Below are 15,947 nucleotides of genomic sequence, written 5' to 3'. Positions count from 1 at the left end.
CATAAGTAACACTGGTACAGGAATAAGTGAACAAAACCAACAAAGCAACAAAGCAACAAATTGAAAGATGAAGGCTATACCATGATTACAAATCAAGAATTAAATGGCATAAATGCAGAGCCTAATGCAAGCACCAATGTTAGAGAACAGCATTATCCCGAATATCAGGCCATTATTAGAGAAATCTCAAAAACTGAAATGCTGATGGCTCTTAAAAATCTAAACGTATCGGAATCTCAAGGAAAAACAGAATCATATTCAGATTCATCAGAGGCAAATCGACATAACACATTTATAAAAACAGATTCTTCGATAAAAAATATTTATTCAAATCCGGATATTGGAGGAATAAATGTACATCGTCATTTTGTCTGCTCAGTTCAAGGAAAAGCCGTTGGTATTATGATATTCATTCCTGCCTCACCGACTCTTTCCGCTGATCCTGCTGACAGAATAGGATATATGCTAACGTATCCTGCTGGTCAAGGATATGGGGGTTTACTTATTGAACATGCGGTTAATCTATCTGCCTCCTTAAATCATTCAGGAATATTAATGCTAAATGCAGAACCCTACTCAAAACCTATATATGAACATTTTGGTTTTATAGCAGAAGGTAATAGAAATTTTGATATAACAACTATGAGATTGACGCCAGCCAATAGTAATAGATGGATATCATCCTCCAATGGGTATCGACTTAGAAGAGGTAGTTATCTATTTAATTTTAATTGGCGATGTAATTTACTGTAATTAAAAACATTATACGAAGCCATATTATGAAATCACCTAGAGCAATATTTAATAACTTATTTTCAAAGATTCACATAAGAGAATCACCCAAAGAAAGATATCACCGATTATTCCAAACAGTGATAAAAGAAGTCAGTAAAGATGAAATGTTTATCGCACTCGCTCGAATTAAGGGCAACACATGCGATTGGTATTCAACATTAAATCCCCCTTCTCATCCAGATATAGAAAGGCATAATACCTTCATCGCTGTATCTCATGAAATAGAGGAGATCTATCAAGACATTCATCAAATAAATACAATAAAATTTCATCGTTACTTTATCTGCTTAGTGCAAGGGACTCCCATAGGAGTGATGACTTTTGTCACAGGAAGCACCTCTTTTTATAATGAAGGAGTAGATAAAATAGGTTTTATGCTCACCCATCCTGGCAGCCAAGGTGGCGGCAGTTTATTTGTTGAAAAAGCGGTAGAACTTTCTTGTAATCTGGGTAATGGTGGGGAATTGCAAGTGAGTGCTAAACCATACGCTGTCTCTTTTTATAAAAGTTTGGGATTTGAGCCTTATGGTTTCCCCGACTTTGAAACAACATCAATGGTATTAAATCCATCAGAGAGAAATGAGTGGTCAGCTATCGGCAATATTTATCGCCTTAGAAAATATACGCCATAAATTTAACTGTGTAGGTGATTACATGATTGAAAAAACGAATGGGAAATAAAAACGGCTTCCATTATGGGAGCCGTTTATTCACCACTGCTATACCCTGCAACTTGAAATCCACTGGGTATAAATCTAAAGAATTATTTCTTTTTCTTTGCCTTAGGATTTGGCAAATCAGTAATGCTGCCTTCGTAAATTTCCGCAGCCATACCGATTGATTCATACAGTGTTGGGTGAGCGTGGATAGTCAGAGCGATATCTTCTGCATCACAGCCCATTTCGATAGCCAGACCGATTTCACCCAGCAGTTCGCCGCCGTTAGTACCAACAACAGCACCACCAATAACACGGTTGGTTTCTTTATCGAAAATCAGTTTGGTCATACCATCTGAACAGTCAGAAGCGATTGCACGGCCTGACGCCGCCCATGGGAAGGTCGCGGTTTCGTAGCTGATACCTTTTTCTTTCGCTTCTTTCTCAGTCAGACCAACCCATGCCACTTCTGGTTCAGTGTAAGCAATGGATGGAATAACTTTTGGATCGAAGTAATGTTTCTTGCCAGAGATAACTTCAGCCGCAACATGACCTTCGTGAACACCTTTGTGTGCCAGCATTGGCTGACCAACGATGTCACCGATAGCGAAGATGTGAGGCACGTTAGTGCGCATTTGCTTATCAACATGGATAAAGCCACGCTCATCAACTTCAACGCCCGCCTTACCAGCATCAAGCGATTTACCATTGGGTACACGGCCGATAGCAACCAGAACCGCGTCATAACACTGGGGTTCAGCAGGTGCTTTTTTACCTTCCATTGTCACGTAGATGCCATCTTCTTTAGCTTCTACCGCGGTCACTTTAGTTTCCAGCATCAGGTTGAACTTCTTGCTGATACGCTTAGTGAACACTTTAACAATGTCTTTGTCCGCAGCAGGAATTACCTGATCGAACATTTCTACCACATCAATCTGAGAACCCAGAGCGTGGTAAACAGTCCCCATTTCCAGACCGATAATACCGCCGCCCATTACCAGCAGGCGTCCTGGAACAGTTTTCAGCTCCAGTGCATCGGTAGAATCCCATACGCGCGGATCACCATGTGGAATAAAAGGCAGTTGAATTGGGCGTGAACCCGCTGCGATAATGGCATTATCAAAATTAATCGTTGTTGCGCCGTTCTCGCCTTCGACTACCAGAGTATTAGCACCTGTAAATTTACCAATACCGTTAACAACGTTAACTTTACGGCCCTTAGCCATGCCGCCCAAACCACCTGTCAGCTGGGAAATAACTTTTTCTTTCCAGAGACGGATTTTATCAATATCAGTTTGTGGCTCACCAAACACGATACCGTGTTGTGCCAGTGCTTTTGCTTCTTCAATGACTTTTGCAACATGAAGCAGCGCCTTAGATGGGATACAACCAACATTAAGACAAACACCACCCAAAGTAGAGTAGCGCTCAACCAGAACAGTATCTAAACCTAAGTCTGCACAACGGAAAGCAGCAGAATACCCTGCAGGGCCTGCTCCAAGCACCACTACCTGGGCTTTAATTTCAGTACTCATCATGACCTCTTAATTGTTTGTCCGGCGGGTCAGACGAAAAAAAACATATTCCACCGGGACGTACACACCGCGAGCAGTTTACAGAATTGTAAATAACCTGAAAAGCGCGTTAACGTGACAGAAATCTCAACCTGCCAGATGCAAGGAAAAAATATCTGTCACGGTAGTAATCATTAGGCCGGTATATTTACCGGCCTTTGCATTACATCACCAAACGGCGGATGTCACTCATCAATTGATTAATATAAGTGATGAAGCGTGCACCATCTGCTCCATCGATCACACGGTGGTCGAAGGACAGAGACATAGGCAGAATCAGACGAGGAACGAATTCTTTGCCATTCCAGACTGGTTTCATGGAAGAACGAGACAGACCCATGATAGCCACTTCTGGAGCATTCACAATTGGTGCAAAACCGGTAGTACCGATACCGCCCAGGCTAGAAATGGTGAAGCAACCACCCTGCATGTCGGAAGCAGTCAGCTTACCAGCACGCGCTTTCTTGGACACTTCAGCCAGTTCTCTGGACAGTTCCATGATGCCTTTCTTATTGACATCCTTAAATACAGGAACAACCAGGCCATTAGGAGTGTCAACCGCGATACCGATGTTGACATATTTTTTCAGGATCAGCTTTTGGCCATCTTCAGAAATAGAGCTGTTAAAGCGAGGCATTGCTTCCAGTGCTTTCGCGGCTGCTTTCATGACGAATACCAGCGGAGTGATCTTCACGCCCAGCTGTTTCTTCTCAACTTCTTTGTTCTGCTGTTTACGGAACTCTTCAACTTCAGTGATATCCGCTTCATCAAACAGGTTAACATGAGGGATCATGACCCAGTTACGGCTCAGGTTAGCACCGGAGATTTTCTGGATACGGCTCATTTCAACTTCTTCGATTTCACCAAACTTGCTGAAATCAACTTTCGGCCAAGGCAGCATACCTGGCAGGCCACCGCCCGCAGCAGCAGGTGCTGCTTCCGCACGTTTAATCGCATCTTTCACGTAAGTCTGGACGTCTTCACGCAGGATGCGACCTTTACGGCCAGTACCTTTTACTTTAGCCAGATTTACGCCAAATTCACGCGCCAGACGACGAATCACTGGGGTTGCATGAACGTAAGCGTCATTTTCTGCGAATTCGTTTTTGCCTTCTGCTGGCTTACTTGCGGCTGGAGCTGGCGCTGCTTTCGCAGATTCAGCCGCAGGAGCTGGAGCCACTGCCGGCGCTGCACCCGCAACTTCAAATACCATGATCAGAGAGCCAGTTTTGACTTTATCGCCAGTGGCAATTTTGATCTCTTTCACAGTACCCGCGAATGGGGCAGGGACTTCCATGGACGCCTTGTCACCTTCAACCGTGATCAGAGACTGCTCTTCAGTGATTATGTCACCGACTTTTACCATGATTTCAGTAACTTCAACTTCGTCACCACCAATATCCGGGACATTGACTTCTTTCGCCGCAGATGCCGCAGGCGCGGCTGCTGAAGCCACCGCCGGAGCTGCCGCTGGTGCTGCACCAGAACCTGCAACTTCAAATACCATGATCAGAGAACCAGTTTTGACTTTATCGCCAGTGGCAATTTGAATCTCTTTCACAGTACCCGCGAATGGGGCAGGAACTTCCATGGACGCCTTGTCACCTTCAACGGTGATCAGTGACTGTTCTTCAGTGATTGTGTCACCGACTTTTACCATGATTTCAGTAACTTCAACTTCGTCACTACCGATATCCGGTACATTAACTTCTTTGCTTTCAGCCGCTGCTGGTGCCGCCGCCGGAGCTGCTGCTTCCTGCTGCGCAGGTACAGCTACTGCACCGTTTGCAGATTCAAAAATCATGATCAGTTTGCCAGTTTCAACTTTATCGCCAACCGCAATTTTGATTTCTTTAACTACACCCGCCTGTGGAGATGGGACTTCCATAGAAGCCTTATCACCTTCAACCGTGATCAGTGACTGTTCTGCTTCTACAGTGTCACCCACTTTTACCATAATCTCGGTAACTTCAACTTCATCTGCACCAATATCAGGTACGTTAATTTCAATAGACATTAATCTTTACCTCTTATGCCAGACGTGGGTTAACTTTTTCTGGGTTGATGTTGTATTTATTGATAGCTTCTTCAACTAATTTCACATCAACTTCGCCACGTTTAGCCAGTTCACCCAGAGCCGCAACAACCACGTAAGACGCATCAACTTCAAAGTGGTGACGCAGATTTTCACGGCTGTCAGAACGACCGAAACCGTCAGTACCCAGTACACGATAGTCGCTTGCAGGAACAAAGCTACGTACTTGCTCTGCGAACAGTTTCATATAGTCAGTAGAAGCGACTGCTGGTGCTTCGCTCATGATCTGAGCAATGTAAGGAACACGTGGTGCTTCTGATGGGTGCAGCATGTTCCAACGCTCACAATCCTGACCATCACGAGCCAGTTCAGTGAAGGAAGTTACGCTGAATACATCAGAACCGATGCCGTATTCTTCAGACAGGATCTTCGCTGCTTCACGAACATGACGCAGGATAGAACCAGAGCCCAGCAACTGAACCTGACCTTTCTTGCCTTCCAGACTTTCCAGCTTGTAGATACCTTTACGGATACCTTCTTCAGCGCCCGCAGGCATTGCTGGCATATGGTAGTTTTCGTTCAGCGTGGTGATGTAGTAGTAGATATTCTCTTGTTTTTCACCATACATACGCTCCAAACCATCATGCATGATAACAGCCACTTCATAAGCGAATGCGGGATCATAAGAGATACAGTTAGGAATAGTCAGGGACTGAATATGGCTATGGCCATCTTCGTGCTGCAAGCCTTCACCGTTCAGAGTCGTACGACCGGAAGTACCGCCCACCAGGAAGCCGCGAGCCTGTTGGTCACCCGCCGCCCAGCACAGATCACCGATACGCTGGAATCCGAACATGGAGTAATAGATATAGAACGGGATCATTGGCAGATTGTTGGTGCTGTAAGAAGTTGCAGCAGCCAGCCAAGATGAAGCAGCCCCCAGTTCGTTGATACCTTCCTGCAGGATCTGACCTTTTGAGTCTTCTTTATAGTATGCAACCTGCTCACGGTCTTGCGGGGTATACTGCTGACCATTCGGGCTGTAGATACCGATTTGACGGAACAGACCTTCCATACCGAAAGTACGTGCTTCATCAGCAATGATTGGAACCAGACGATCTTTGATCGACTTGTTCTTCAGCATGATGTTCAGTGCACGAACGAAAGCGATAGTGGTAGAAATTTCTTTGGATTGTTCTTCCAGCAGAGAGCTGAAGTCTTCCAGCGCAGGCATTTCGAGTTTGTCGTCGAAGTTAACACGACGGCTTGGCAGGTAACCACCCAGCGCATTACGATGCTCATGCAGATATTTGGATTCTTCAGAGTCTTTGTCGAAAGTCACGTATGGCAGTTTTTCAATTTGCTCATCAGATACAGGCACATTGAAACGATCGCGGAAGTGGCGAACGCCTTCCATGTTCATCTTCTTGACCTGATGGGCAATATTTTTACCTTCAGCGGTATCACCCATGCCGTAACCTTTGATGGTCTGAGCCAAGATTACAGTTGGTTTACCGGTGGTGCCCTGTGCTTTTTTCAGTGCAGCGTAGACTTTCTTAGGATCATGACCACCACGGTTCAGGGCCCAGATTTCGTCATCAGTCATATCTTTGACCAATGCAGCAGTTTCTGGGTAACGACCGAAGAAGTATTCACGAACATAAGCGCCATCTTTAGACTTAAACGTCTGATAGTCGCCGTCCAGCGTTTCGTTCATCAATTGAACCAGTTTACCGCTGGTATCTTTACGCAGCAGTTCGTCCCAACGCTCACCCCACAGGACTTTCAGTACCTGCCAGCCAGCGCCGTCGAAAATGCCTTCCAGTTCGTTAACGATTTTACCGTTACCGGTTACTGGGCCATCCAGACGCTGCAAGTTACAGTTGATGATGAATACGAGGTTATCCAGTTTTTCACGGGTTGCGATGGTGATCGCACCTTTGGATTCTGGCTCATCCATTTCACCGTCGCCCAAGAAAGCGTAAACGGTTTGTTTAGAGGTGTCTTTCAGACCACGATGTTCCAGATATTTCAGGAATTTAGCCTGATAAATAGCGGAAATTGGCCCCAGCCCCATTGAAACAGTTGGGAACTGCCAGAAGTCAGGCATCAATTTTGGATGCGGGTAAGAAGACAGGCCATTACCACCGATTTCCTGACGGAAATTGTTCATCTGCTCTTCAGTCAGACGACCTTCAAGGAAGGCACGTGCGTAAACGCCCGGAGAAATGTGGCCCTGGAAGTAAACCAAGTCACCGCCGTCATTTTCGTTACGAGCGCGGAAGAAGTGGTTAAAACAAACGTCATAAACAGTAGCGGAAGACTGGAATGAAGCCATGTGCCCCCCCAGTTCCAGATCTTTTTTGGATGCACGCAGAACGGTCATCACTGCATTCCAACGAATAGCAGAGCGGATACGGCGCTCTAAATCCAGATTGCCAGGGTAAGCAGGCTCATCCTCAACAGGAATAGTGTTGATGTAATCACGGCTTGCAGCACCTGCGGCAACGCTAACGCCACCTTTACGAGCTTCATTCAAAACCTGATCAATCAGGAACTGAGCACGTTCAACACCTTCTTCACGGATGACCGATTCGATCGCCTGTAACCAATCGCGAGTTTCGATCGGATCCACGTCATTTTTCAAAATATCTGACATGGTGTATTCCTTATCTGTTATCTATTTCTAATGGTTGTTGGAGCCTATCTTCTGGTCATAACCTTTGACGAACTGCCTGTTATGACCGGAAGATAGGCCCTGCTATATGTTGCTGCTAAAACTCTTAGATAAAGAGTTAACGAACTGTACAAACGCAGCAGTCAGGATCTGTACAGTCAAGTTTAGAACCACCCATTAGGGAATTTGATTTGTCAACGACGCCCCAAGGGACAGGCTCTTATTCCTGATGTTGCTGGAGCCACCTCAATGAACGCTCACGACGAGTATGTTCACGAGTCAGATCCAATAAAACTTCTTCAATAAAGGCCAAATGGCGGTGAGAAGCCTCGCGGGCTTTTTCCGGTTCTCTCGCCATAATAGAGCGAAAAATCTCAGCCCTATGGTCACTAACGGCTGCCAACATTTCCTTGCGGGTATAGATGAATTCGAAATTGCGCCTGATATTTTGTTCTAACATCGGGATCATACAGCGCAATAAATGCAGCAATACCACATTATGGGCTGCTTCCGTGACAACAAGCTGATATTGCAGTACAGCATCAGATTCCGCATTCACATCCCCACTCTGCTGGGCTTCTTGAATGGCAAGATGGCTTTGCTCAATGCGTTTGAAATCTTCATCGGTTCCCCTAAGGGCGGCATAGTAAGCCGCAATGCCCTCTAACGCATGCCGCGCTTCAAGGAGATCGAACTGGGATTCTTGATTCTCTGCAATAAGTTGGACAAGTGGGTCGCTGAAACTTTGCCACAGATTGTTCTGTACGAAAGTTCCTCCCCCTTGACGACGGAAAAGAAAGCCTTTGGCTTCCAATTTTTGAATAGCTTCGCGCAACGAAGGGCGTGATACTTCGAACTGCTTCGCCAGTTCACGCTCAGGCAACAGCTTTTCCCCCGGGCGTAGCGAGCCTTCGAGAATGAGCTGTTCAAGACGCTTCTCAATCACATCTGATAACTTTGGTTGGCGAATCTTGCTATAAGACATATATGCTGTAAGCCATTCAATGAGTAAATGTTGCTTCGGACTGTGCCCAACTTAACTAAGCCTTAGCCACTAAATCTTAGTCACTAAACCCTAGATAACGGGACTGAAGTCAATTGGTATTACCAATTTAGAATACAGGGTCTTAAAGTAACAAAGTATTCACTAGCTGTCTATAAAGACCTTGAGCTAAATCATAAAATCCTGCAAATTTTAACAAATTATTTTAAATTTTATTAGAAAATTATAACCAAAAGGGATTTTAAGGCGGGGAAACTTGAGGAGATTTAACGTTTTTAAACGTAATAAGTAGGCAAGCTGAATCGTTATGGCAACAAAAAAATCCTATAAAAATTTACTTAATGTGAATTGAAATTCAAATAAGTTAACAAAAACACTCATCGAACGCAGTCCATAAATTAACCAACATAGTCAAACCCAAATAGACACCCCAAAACTATCAGGAAGCCCAAACATCTATTAATAAAAAACACCCTCCAGCGTCATTCTTAGTCTTTATGAATGGAATGGTTCTTCAAATCATCCTACATCAGCATCAATACTAATTATTCTGAATGTTTATATCTGAATAATTGGAATATTCCTTAAGTTATCATTTCAATTACCTATGTTTTATCTATATATTTCAAGTTGCAGCGACGTAGTGAGTGGCGCAGCCAACAAAGCTACAACTTGAACGATGAAAGGTATACAGAGCCGCTAAACTCGTCCCTGTTGTTAAACTAATGCCCCATAAATAGTTAACAATGCAACAATAATCACAATAGTAAACGTAGCCTTCTTAGCCAATGTGACGGCAGCCACAGGCGTTTTCACTGGATTGAGATGAGGCTCTTTACTTAACGCAAATTGAGCTAATTGGCTGACCACCTTATATTGCGACGTCCGAAAATCACTGAGCGATGCGATCCAGGCTGGCAAAGCTTTCTCACCATGTCCCAGCAAAGCATAAGCAATACCCGCCAGACGTGTGGGAATCCAGTCCAACCAATGCAGTACGCCATCAACCCCCGATTGTGCTCGCTGCACCGCCGTTGCGTGCTGTGCCAGCCATCCCTGATAAGCTCTGAGGCAGCCATATCCCATCAAAATGGCAAGGCCAAATTTTCCCAATACAACCAACCAAAAAATCGGCGCGAGATAATAACGAAAATTTATCCAGATTAATGCATTCTGTATTTCACGCAGCCGTTCATCCTTTGTTGTATTATGTGCTGCATCAGACAATGTTCCCTGTATCATCGTCAAACGGGAAAAATAACTATTTTGCTGTTCAGAATCATCATGACGCACGGCCTGAAGATACCCTCGGTAGTCATGACGCAATTCCCCTGCACCAATACATAACAGACTGATAATAATACTAAGCAAAATTGCTGGGATACCAAAAGCAACAGAACTCGAAATATCAATAAGCTTCCAAGTCAATAAGGCAGCCAGCAAGGTCATGCCCAAACTGCCCCATAAGGAATATGATTTTATTCTGACAAAAAGAGGAGATAAATAGCGTTCTAACTGCCAATGGTCTCCCATCTTAAAGATGCGCTCCCATGCCAGTATTAACAACAGAATAAAGAGAGTCATCCCACTCACTCCTTCAATAGTTGCCGATAATGTTCCCAATAAAAATAAGGCCCTGGGTCGGTCTTTCTACCCGGTGCAATATCACTGTGCCCCGTAATATTGCTACGAATATCAGGATATTGACTGATAAGCAGATCGGTAATTTCCGCCAGCTTAGTGTACTGAATTTCAGTAAATTCCTCATAATCTGTACCTTCCAACTCAATACCTATCGAAAAATCGTTGCATTTCTCACGGTCACAGTAACAGGAAATACCTGCATGCCAAGCTCTTTTATCGAAAGGAACATATTGCACAATCTCTCCGTCACGTCGGATTAGGCAGTGAGCAGAGACACGTAAATGTTTGATCTCATCAAAAAAAGGATCATCATTTGGATCCAGCCTTCCCATAAATAATTGATCAATATAAGGGCCACCAAACTTGCTGGGAGGTAAACTGATGTTATGAATGACCAGTAATGATGGAATCTCACCTCCTGGGCGCAAATCACAATGTGGAGAAATGACCTTTCTTGCAACATCAATCCATCCTTCATGCAGCTTCATTCTTTTACTCCCCCCTGAATAATCTCAATATCACTATTCCAGCTTTGCTATTCCAAATCATATAGCGTCCGCAAACGGAACTCTGCCGTTTAAAGTGTAACAGGTTAGCATGCTAGCACTTCCAATCGACCAATATCTCTGACGGTTTTTTATTTGTAGACAGGTTCGAAAAGTTTTTTGCAAAAAATGTAACACATGATTATTTCTTCGAACCCATTCCATAAAAATTATTAAAGCTATTTTGTTTTCCTCCTTTTTCTTCATGCTTATTCGCATCGGCATCTATCGGCAATCAGACATAATAATATAGTCAAATACGCATAACGGAGAAAAAATGAATCAGAGTGGATTTACATTAATAGAAGTGATGGTTGTTATGGCAATCGTATCTATTCTTGGCGCGATTGCCATTCCCAGTTATCAGGGATATATCCAAAAAGCAGCATTAACCGATATGCTGCAAGCTATTGTGCCTTATAAATCTGGTGTAGAGCTTTGTCGTTTTGAAACGGAAAATTATAGAGATTGCCATTCAGGTCAAGCCTCCATTCCATCAGGTCACAATAGCCGTTATATCAGCACTATCACAGTAAAAGATGGCGAAATAACCATCGCAGGCCAACAAAATCTCAACGGACTCAATGCTATTTTAAAACCCACTCAGGATACAAAAACAGGTATAACTCAATGGAAAACCATTTGTGAGTCTAAAAATGAATCACTTAAACTAAAATGTCAGGAAACTTTAAAATTTTAAAAATCTATTTTTAAATAGCCATAAAAAAACAAAATTATTAAATTAATTCATATCAAAGGAATATAACGAATGATAAATAAGGAACATCTCTTAATGGAAAGAGAAATAAACGAGCTGTGCCAGCGACACCAGGCCATTATTATAAAAAAAGAACTCCATACTATTACTATTGCCTGTAGTAAATCACCTAATGAGGACTTCATCGCTGCATTGCGTTTTATTTCTGGCTTAATCGTTAATGTAGATATTTGGCCACAAGCAAAAATAGAATCAATGCTGACACAGGAAAAACCGTTGATATCAGCAGAAAATCACTGTGCAGAAAATGATGACTTGGAACCTTACCGTATAGATAGTCTGGATACCACCTATCCCGGTCATCATACAATACAAGCTAACAATATCCGTGACGAGGATATAGACACACCAGTTATTCAATTAATTAATCAGACAATATTAACCTCAATACAAAAAAGAGCCTCAGATATTCACTTTGAACCTTCTCAACATAGCTATCAAATCCGTATTAGAGTTGATGGGATATTACATGCCATGCAAACCCCACCACCTCAAATGAATACAAGTATTCCTGCTCGCTTAAAAATCATGGCGAAGCTCAATATTGCTGAAAAACGCCAACCGCAGGACGGGCAATTTGATTGGAGCGACAGCAAAAACAGCTATGCGATACGCATATCAACACTACCGACATTACATGGGGAAAAGATAGTCCTGCGCATTTTAAATACCATACACCAATTATCCTTGGAACAACTTGGCTTACCTGAATCACAGTTACAACTTTTAAAACAGAAGATCCATTTACCACAAGGAATGATTTTGGTAACAGGCCCAACCGGCAGCGGAAAAACCGTCACACTCTATAGCTGCCTACAATATTTAAACCAAGCTAAAAAGAATATCTGTAGTGTCGAAGATCCTGTTGAAATTCCGTTGAATGGCATCAACCAAACGCCTGTGAATAATAAGATTGGCCTTGATTTTGCCAAAGTGCTCAGGGCACTATTACGGCAAGATCCCGATATCATTATGGTTGGTGAGATTCGTGACAATGAAACCGCCGAAATATCGATGAAAGCAGCGCAAACGGGCCACTTGGTTTTATCGACACTGCATACTAATTCCACCATCGATACCTTATCCCGTCTGCAAAATCTGGGAATCGCTGGCTATACTACAGCCTCATGCGTGAAATTGATTATTGCCCAGCGGCTGGTTCGTAAACTCTGCCCCCATTGTCGCCAACAAGACAGTAGCCCCACCATTGTCCCTAATATTATCAATAAGACAGAAACCTCTCCCACATCTACCATAAAAAAATGGAATGCGGTTGGTTGTGACCACTGTTTTTCTGGTTATTATGGCAGAACAGCCATCTATGAATTCCTCGAAATCAAACCAGAACTCCAGCAAGCTCTGTCTGAACATTCAAAATCCAATCTCTCACGCTTACTTGCCACACAGCAGGATTCAACACTTTTTTCGGCAGGGCTGGCATTAGTGGAAAAAGGGATCACTACTCTTGAAGAGATTTATCAGATTACAGGCCATGAAACAGAATGAAAATAGAATTTATTTATCAATGGCAAGCGATTAACGGCAAAGGCAAGGTCATAAAGGGAGAAAGTATTGCCCACAACAAAAAAAGTGTATTCCAACACTTAAGCTATCTCGAGTTGCAACCCTATGTCATTAAATGTAAAAAAATTATTTATTACAGCGAAAAAGAAATTGCTTATCGTCTACATTTCATTCATCAATTAAGCACGTTATTGTCATCGGGCATCCCCCTACTCAGGGGGCTAGCTATCTTATTGCAAGAGTGCAAATATGATCTCTGGCGATGTGTATTAACGGATATAATTCAGAAAATTAGTCAGGGTGAATCATTCTCCACAACGCTGGAACACTATCCGAAGTTGTTTTCCCCTTTATTCTGCCAACTTATCGCAGTAGGAGAACAAACGGGCCAACTCGAAAACTGCTGCCAATTGATCATTAATCGGCTGGAACAGCAGAATACGTTGCGGAAGAAAATGCAGAAGGCTTATCGCTATCCCTTGATTGTCGCCTTTGTGACCTTCTTGGTTATTATTCTGATGTTGGTTTTTGTCCTACCGGAATTTCGACAAGTCTATTCTTCGTTTAATGCTTCCTTGCCTCTGTTAACACAATGGGTTTTATCAGGTTCTGATTTCTTAATTCAACATGGTGTACTACTACTAATAATAATATTGATGTCGCTAATGGGTTATCTATGGCTACGTCATCGCTTTCCAATATTGAAAAAAAAGGAAAAAATGCTCCTGCTGAAACTCCCTCTTTTTAAGCAACTCACGATTTATCAACAGACCAATCAAATATTCCACATCCTGTTTATGACACAAAAAGCAGGATTAACACTAACTACAGGGCTTGAATGCGCTCTAAATGCTACTCACCACCCTGTGTTTATCGCAGGCGTAAAAAGTCTGCATAGGCAGATCCAACAAGGCGTTCCAATGAGTGATGCATTAAAAAAAGCAGCGTATTTCCCTTCGCTATGTCAACAATTTGTTACGATAGGTGAAGAATCAGGAGAGTTAGAATTATTTTTATTTAATCTTGCAAAATGGTATCAAGAAAAATCCATCAACCTTGCTGATAGTCTAGTTCAATTACTTGAACCTCTATTGATGCTGATAATGGCACTGATTGTTGGTCTATTATTGTTGGCTATGTATCTGCCTATTTTTCAATTAGGTGCAATATTGACGTAACAAGATATTTACATGTTTCGTTATCTTTTCTTGAAGCCGCAAAAGCAGGAATTATACGCGTTTGTTTATAGCCCATCAGTCTCCCTTGAGTTACAATTTAATTATGCTATCAGAAATATTTTAAGGGATGGAATGACTTATATTGTTGCACTCACAGGTGGAATTGGTAGCGGTAAAACGACTATTTCTAATGTATTTTCATCCCTTGGTGTCCCGATTGTTGATGCCGACATTATTGCCAGAGAAGTTGTTACTCCAGACACCCCCGCATTGCAGGCAATCGCAGAGCACTTCAGCCCTGATATATTATTGTCTGATGGCAGTCTTAACCGCGCACGGCTGCGCCAGAAAATTTTTGCTGCACCGGAAGAAAAACAGTGGATCAATGCACTTTTGCATCCACTGATACAAACAGAAACCCAACGACAATTAAACCAAGTTACCGCTCCCTATGTCATTTGGGTGGTTCCTTTGTTAATTGAAAATAGTTTAATGTATTTGGCAGACCGTATTTTGGTTGTTGATGTCCCGCCAGAAGTACAGATTGATCGAACAATGGCTCGCGATGGCGTAAGTCGTGAGCAAGTCGAAAATATTCTGGCTGCACAGGCCAGCCGTCAGGCCAGACTGGAAAAGGCAGATGATGTCATCTTTAACCACCACAGCGAACAAGATATTACCTCCCAAGTGGTCGAATTACATCAACAGTATTTAAAACAAGCAAAATCAGCCAGACAGGAAAACCGTAATGAGTGATGCAACCTCTACTATTATTTTTGAACATCCACTCAATGAAAAAATGCGTTCATGGTTGAGGATTGAGTCTTCACTACAACAGTTGGAAAAACAACGCCATTTGGATTCTCAGGCAAGTAGCCTCGCGTTTTTTCGTACAATTGCCGAATTAATTGAGATCCTAGAACGGGGTGAAGTCCGTTCTGAATTATTGAAAGAGCTGGATCGCCAGCAGGCAAAATTAAAACTGTGGCTCGGTGCTCCCAATGCCGATACTGCCATGATCCATAGTTTGGCAGAGCAGCTTAAAGAGCGCAGTACTGCCTTGAATCAAGCTCCCCGACTCAGCCAATATATCAAAGAAGACCGCATTATCAGTATGGTGCGTCAACGGCTTAGTATCCCTGGAGGATGTTGTAGCTTTGATTTGCCGACATTGCATTTGTGGCTACATTTGCCACAGTCTATCAGGGATGAATCCGTCAAAACCTGGTTAGACAGCCTTCGTCCATTACAACAAGCATTAGAAAGCATTCTGGAGCTCATTCGCCACTCCGCAGTATTCACCCCTAAAACCAGTCACAATGGATTCTATCAGGGAAATGCTGATGAGGCAGATCTACTGAGATTAAAATTAGATGTCGCGATGAATGCATTGGTTTATCCACAAGTCTCTGGCTACAAGACACGTTTCGCCATTCGTTTTTTACCAATGGATAATGAGAATGGTGTTGTACCTGCCCATTTGTCATTTGAATTAGCCTGCTGTTAACATGGCCTTCAAATTAACAGGGGGAAAGGAA

The 15,947-nt window shown here is 43.0% G+C and carries 13 protein-coding genes; 7 read left to right on the top strand and 6 right to left on the bottom strand.

Annotated elements, in window-relative coordinates:
- Window positions 1–60 precede the first annotated feature (60 nt).
- Window positions 61–753, top strand: coding sequence for a GNAT family N-acetyltransferase (locus tag H8A87_RS15140; protein ID WP_198690773.1), 693 nt, complete (start codon window positions 61–63; stop codon window positions 751–753).
- 26 nt (window positions 754–779) lie between these two features.
- The gene (locus H8A87_RS15135) at window positions 780–1,427 is read left to right on the top strand and encodes a GNAT family N-acetyltransferase (RefSeq protein WP_198690772.1); all 648 of its coding nucleotides are present in this window, start codon (window positions 780–782) and stop codon (window positions 1,425–1,427) included.
- 131 nt (window positions 1,428–1,558) lie between these two features.
- Here H8A87_RS15135 and lpdA read toward each other — a convergent pair whose 3' ends face one another.
- From lpdA to ampD, 6 genes are all read right to left on the bottom strand, one after another.
- Window positions 1,559–2,986, bottom strand: a complete 1,428-nt coding sequence (gene lpdA, locus H8A87_RS15130) for a dihydrolipoyl dehydrogenase (RefSeq protein ID WP_198690875.1) — start codon at window positions 2,984–2,986, stop codon at window positions 1,559–1,561.
- 202 nt (window positions 2,987–3,188) lie between these two features.
- Window positions 3,189–5,042: a pyruvate dehydrogenase complex dihydrolipoyllysine-residue acetyltransferase gene (gene aceF, locus H8A87_RS15125; RefSeq protein ID WP_198690771.1), complete on the bottom strand. Its 1,854-nt coding sequence runs from the start codon at window positions 5,040–5,042 to the stop codon at window positions 3,189–3,191.
- 13 nt (window positions 5,043–5,055) lie between these two features.
- On the bottom strand, window positions 5,056–7,719 hold the full coding sequence (gene aceE / locus H8A87_RS15120) for a pyruvate dehydrogenase (acetyl-transferring), homodimeric type (RefSeq protein ID WP_198690770.1): 2,664 nt from the start codon (window positions 7,717–7,719) through the stop codon (window positions 5,056–5,058).
- Window positions 7,720–7,957: 238 nt separating this feature from the next.
- Window positions 7,958–8,722 carry a pyruvate dehydrogenase complex transcriptional repressor PdhR gene (pdhR, locus tag H8A87_RS15115; RefSeq protein ID WP_198690769.1) on the bottom strand — a complete coding sequence of 255 codons (765 nt, stop codon included), beginning with the start codon at window positions 8,720–8,722 and terminating at the stop codon, window positions 7,958–7,960.
- A gap of 735 nt (window positions 8,723–9,457) precedes the next feature.
- Window positions 9,458–10,324, bottom strand: a complete 867-nt coding sequence (gene ampE, locus H8A87_RS15110) for a beta-lactamase regulator AmpE (RefSeq protein ID WP_198690768.1) — start codon at window positions 10,322–10,324, stop codon at window positions 9,458–9,460.
- A 5-nt stretch (window positions 10,325–10,329) separates the two neighbouring features.
- A complete protein-coding gene (gene ampD / locus H8A87_RS15105; protein ID WP_198690767.1) occupies window positions 10,330–10,872 on the bottom strand; it encodes a 1,6-anhydro-N-acetylmuramyl-L-alanine amidase AmpD in 543 nt (180 codons plus the stop codon).
- 334 nt (window positions 10,873–11,206) lie between these two features.
- On the opposite strand from ampD, the gene ppdD reads away from it, so the two are divergent.
- From ppdD to zapD, 5 genes are all read left to right on the top strand, one after another.
- Window positions 11,207–11,629 (top strand): prepilin peptidase-dependent pilin, encoded by a 423-nt coding sequence (gene ppdD, locus H8A87_RS15100; RefSeq protein WP_198690766.1) that lies wholly within the window; start codon window positions 11,207–11,209, stop codon window positions 11,627–11,629.
- A gap of 69 nt (window positions 11,630–11,698) precedes the next feature.
- Window positions 11,699–13,213: a type II secretion system protein GspE gene (gene gspE, locus H8A87_RS15095; RefSeq protein WP_198690765.1), complete on the top strand. Its 1,515-nt coding sequence runs from the start codon at window positions 11,699–11,701 to the stop codon at window positions 13,211–13,213.
- The gene (hofC, locus tag H8A87_RS15090) at window positions 13,210–14,409 is read left to right on the top strand and encodes a protein transport protein HofC (protein WP_198690764.1); all 1,200 of its coding nucleotides are present in this window, start codon (window positions 13,210–13,212) and stop codon (window positions 14,407–14,409) included. Before gspE ends, hofC begins: the two co-directional genes overlap by 4 nt.
- A 132-nt stretch (window positions 14,410–14,541) precedes the next feature.
- A complete protein-coding gene (gene coaE, locus H8A87_RS15085; protein WP_198690763.1) occupies window positions 14,542–15,165 on the top strand; it encodes a dephospho-CoA kinase in 624 nt (207 codons plus the stop codon).
- A complete protein-coding gene (gene zapD, locus H8A87_RS15080; protein ID WP_198690762.1) occupies window positions 15,158–15,916 on the top strand; it encodes a cell division protein ZapD in 759 nt (252 codons plus the stop codon). Before coaE ends, zapD begins: the two co-directional genes overlap by 8 nt.
- The last annotated feature ends 31 nt before the right edge of the window (window positions 15,917–15,947 follow it).

It is taken from the genome of Xenorhabdus lircayensis (assembly GCF_016306625.1).
Lineage (GTDB): Bacteria > Pseudomonadota > Gammaproteobacteria > Enterobacterales > Enterobacteriaceae > Xenorhabdus > Xenorhabdus lircayensis.
Note: the sequence above shows the minus strand (reverse complement) of the source record. Positions and strands in the feature narration are given on the sequence as shown.

What these genes read in the sequence shown, in the direction of transcription:
- H8A87_RS15135 (WP_198690772.1), top strand. Translation starts at nt 780, where the DNA reads ATGAAATCACCTAGAGCAATATTTAATAACTTATTTTCAAAGATTCAC.
- lpdA (WP_198690875.1), bottom strand. Translation starts at nt 2,986, where the DNA reads ATGAGTACTGAAATTAAAGCCCAGGTAGTGGTGCTTGGAGCAGGCCCT.
- aceF (WP_198690771.1), bottom strand. Translation starts at nt 5,042, where the DNA reads ATGTCTATTGAAATTAACGTACCTGATATTGGTGCAGATGAAGTTGAA.
- aceE (WP_198690770.1), bottom strand. Translation starts at nt 7,719, where the DNA reads ATGTCAGATATTTTGAAAAATGACGTGGATCCGATCGAAACTCGCGAT.
- pdhR (WP_198690769.1), bottom strand. Translation starts at nt 8,722, where the DNA reads ATGTCTTATAGCAAGATTCGCCAACCAAAGTTATCAGATGTGATTGAG.
- ampE (WP_198690768.1), bottom strand. Translation starts at nt 10,324, where the DNA reads ATGACTCTCTTTATTCTGTTGTTAATACTGGCATGGGAGCGCATCTTT.
- ampD (WP_198690767.1), bottom strand. Translation starts at nt 10,872, where the DNA reads ATGAAGCTGCATGAAGGATGGATTGATGTTGCAAGAAAGGTCATTTCT.
- ppdD (WP_198690766.1), top strand. Translation starts at nt 11,207, where the DNA reads ATGAATCAGAGTGGATTTACATTAATAGAAGTGATGGTTGTTATGGCA.
- gspE (WP_198690765.1), top strand. Translation starts at nt 11,699, where the DNA reads ATGATAAATAAGGAACATCTCTTAATGGAAAGAGAAATAAACGAGCTG.
- hofC (WP_198690764.1), top strand. Translation starts at nt 13,210, where the DNA reads ATGAAAATAGAATTTATTTATCAATGGCAAGCGATTAACGGCAAAGGC.
- coaE (WP_198690763.1), top strand. Translation starts at nt 14,542, where the DNA reads ATGACTTATATTGTTGCACTCACAGGTGGAATTGGTAGCGGTAAAACG.
- zapD (WP_198690762.1), top strand. Translation starts at nt 15,158, where the DNA reads ATGAGTGATGCAACCTCTACTATTATTTTTGAACATCCACTCAATGAA.